The 918-nt window shown below is 59.2% G+C and carries 1 protein-coding gene; it reads left to right on the forward strand.

Features of this window, described 5'->3' with window-relative positions; genetic code table 11:
• Window positions 1-659: 659 nt before the first annotated feature.
• Window positions 660-918, forward strand: a 259-nt coding sequence (locus AWB78_RS45080; protein ID WP_157697769.1) for a transposase, incomplete at its 3' end; no start/stop codon positions are given.

Below are 918 nucleotides of genomic sequence, written 5' to 3' on the forward strand. Positions count from 1 at the left end.
CCCAACCCTGCCTGCATGGAACTACCGCATCTACTCAACAAGCGCTGCATAGCGGGAAGTTATTTCGGTAACGATCCTTACGCGCTTTAACGGAACGACGCATTGGCCGATTGCCCATTCGCTTCCTGCGCGCCAAGGTGATCGAGCGCGACTGGCGTATTGCTAGCTGCCCCTGCGTGCCGATTCCGCTGCGATCTTGTGCGTCTGAGGTGTGCGCCTAGTTCGATCCACCGGTCACATTGGTCTTCGTCTTCGGTGTAGTAGCGGGCGATGGCTGCCAACATGGGTGGCGTAGTCTTTCCCTCGTCATGTACGTGATGTGGTGATCTGCAGCGACGCGTGACCGATAAATGATCACCTCGATATCTGGGCATCTCGCGCGCGACGGCGCAATGACGAGTTGGACGAGAATCGTTGGTGCGCAAATCATCCAGCGGCGCTAGTCGAGCGGAGTTGACGCCCGCCGCTCCAGGCTCATGCGCTGCTTGCGGGCGTTCCCCAATAGCGCGCAAAGGTTGTCAGCCCGTACCGGTCCGGTCGCGTGTCGGTAAGCGTGGAGGGCCGTGTGGGCATGTTTCACGCGTTCTCTTAGAACTTATCCGTAAATAAAGGTATACTTCGTTCCGAGCCGCAAGCGAGTGCGGCGTTGGAGCGAAGGCTTGACCAAGAAGCGAGTCGAATCGTGGGAGGTGACCGATGCTTTCTGGCAGCGGGTGGAGCCACTGATCCCGCAACGTGCGCCCTCACCAGAGAAACAGTACCTGCGCAGGCCGGGAGCGGGACGACCGCCGAAGCCGGCTCGCCAAGTGTTTGAAGCCATTGTGTATGTACTGCGCACGGGCTGCCAATGGAAGGCGTTGCCCAAAGAGCGTTTTGGTAGTGCCAGCGCCATCCACAAACGCTTTCTCGAATGGGAGG

This window comes from Caballeronia calidae (assembly GCF_900044055.2).
GTDB classification, from domain to species: Bacteria; Pseudomonadota; Gammaproteobacteria; order Burkholderiales; family Burkholderiaceae; genus Caballeronia; species Caballeronia calidae.